Annotated in this window: 1 protein-coding gene; it reads left to right on the top strand. The window is 55.4% G+C overall.

Features of this window, described 5'->3' with window-relative positions; all coding sequences use genetic code 11:
- The first annotated feature begins 64 nt into the window (after nucleotides 1–64).
- Nucleotides 65–1,510, top strand: a complete 1,446-nt coding sequence (locus AB4Y36_RS40375) for an IS1182 family transposase (RefSeq protein ID WP_368685924.1) — start codon at nucleotides 65–67, stop codon at nucleotides 1,508–1,510.
- Nucleotides 1,511–1,633 lie beyond the last annotated feature (123 nt).

Raw genomic sequence — 1,633 nt, 5'->3', positions numbered from 1 at the left:
CCAGCCTGTGTGAAAACGTGTTAGTCGCCTAAACTGAATCAACGCACTGAGATCTGGGTGACTCATGAAGCGATTCGTTGAAGGCGATGACCGCAAACAGGTCGCACTACTTCCCGAATGTGTCGATGACTACATCGGTGCAGATAACCCAGTCAGAGTCATAGACGCCTTCGTCGACGAGTTGGACCTCGCGGAACTGGGCTTCACCGGCATCAAGCCGGCGACCACCGGTCGTCCCTCCTATCACCCCGGTGTGATGCTCAAGATCTACATATACGGCTATCTGAACCGGATACCGTCCAGCCGGCGCCTGGAGCGCGAGTGTCAGCGCAATGTCGAGCTAATGTGGCTAACAGGCCGTCTCGCCCCGGACTTCAAGACGATCGCAGATTTTCGCCGTGACAGCGGCACAGCCATTCGCAATACATGTCGGCGTTTCGTCGAACTGTGTCGCGGACTAAAGCTGCTATCCAGCGACATGGTGGCCATCGACGGCAGCAAGTTCAAGGCATCAAACAGCCGGGACCTGAATTACACAACGGGCAAGCTCGACAAGCGCCAGCGGCAGATCGAGGAGAGTGTGCAGCGATACCTCGACCTGATTGAAACGGCAGACAGAACCAGCGCAACAGGTTTCGCTCCAAAAACCGTTCGACTGTACGAGAAGATCGCCCGCTTGCGCCTGCAGATGCGTGAACTTGCACAGATCAGGAAGCAGCTAGAGAAACAACCGGAGAAGCAACTGTCGATGACTGATCCGGACGCTCGCTCCATGGCGACAAGCGGAAGAGGCTCAGGCATAGTGGGCTATAACGTGCAGGCCGCGGTGGATACGAAACATCATCTGATCATTGAGCACGAGGTGACTAATGTCGGAAACGATCACGGACAACTCAGCAGAATGGCGATCTCTGCAAAGCACGCGATGGGCAGATTGAAGCTGAAGGTTGTCGCTGACCGAGGGTACTTCAGCGGGCCGGAGATAAGGGCATGTGAGCTGAACGACATCCGTGCATACGTTCCCAAGCCACTCACATCGGCATCACGGAAGAAAGGTCTGTTCACCAAAGCCGACTTTGTCTATGAGGCAAGAGGCGATGTGTATCGATGTCCTGCCGGCGAGAGAGCTATCCATCGCTTCACTACCGTTGAAAATGGTCTGAATCTAAGGGTTTACTGGCCGAGTGCCTGCCCGCGTTGCCCTATGAAACGGCGATGTTCCCCTAGCGACTATCGCCGCATCCGAAGATGGGAACACGAAAATATACTGGAAGCCATGGAGCGACGGCTCGACAGGAAACCCGATGCAATGACCGTCCGTCGAAGTACGGTCGAACATGTCTTCGGTACGCTCAAGCACTGGATGGGTCCCGCACACTTCCTGACCAGAACGCTCGGGCGAGTGAGTGCCGAGATGAGCCTCCACGTGTTGGCCTACAACCTGAAACGCGTCATGAACATACTTGGCGTAGCGGGAATGATGAAAGCCATGAAGTTGGCGGTAGGCTGAAGCCCCGAGGGGCTTTGTTGTACTCGCGACGTCCGATTAGCGCAAATTCGGCGTATCGAACTCGATCGATCTGATTGCCTACCGCTCACCTCCGGAAAAAGTTGGTGTTTCCACACACTCTGG

It is taken from the genome of Paraburkholderia sp. BR10936 (genome assembly GCF_040965735.1).
In the GTDB taxonomy this organism is placed as follows: Bacteria; Pseudomonadota; Gammaproteobacteria; order Burkholderiales; family Burkholderiaceae; genus Paraburkholderia; species Paraburkholderia nodosa_A.
This window is presented reverse-complemented; position numbering and strand designations above follow the sequence as displayed.

What these genes read in the sequence shown, in the direction of transcription:
- AB4Y36_RS40375 (WP_368685924.1), top strand. Translation starts at nt 65, where the DNA reads ATGAAGCGATTCGTTGAAGGCGATGACCGCAAACAGGTCGCACTACTT.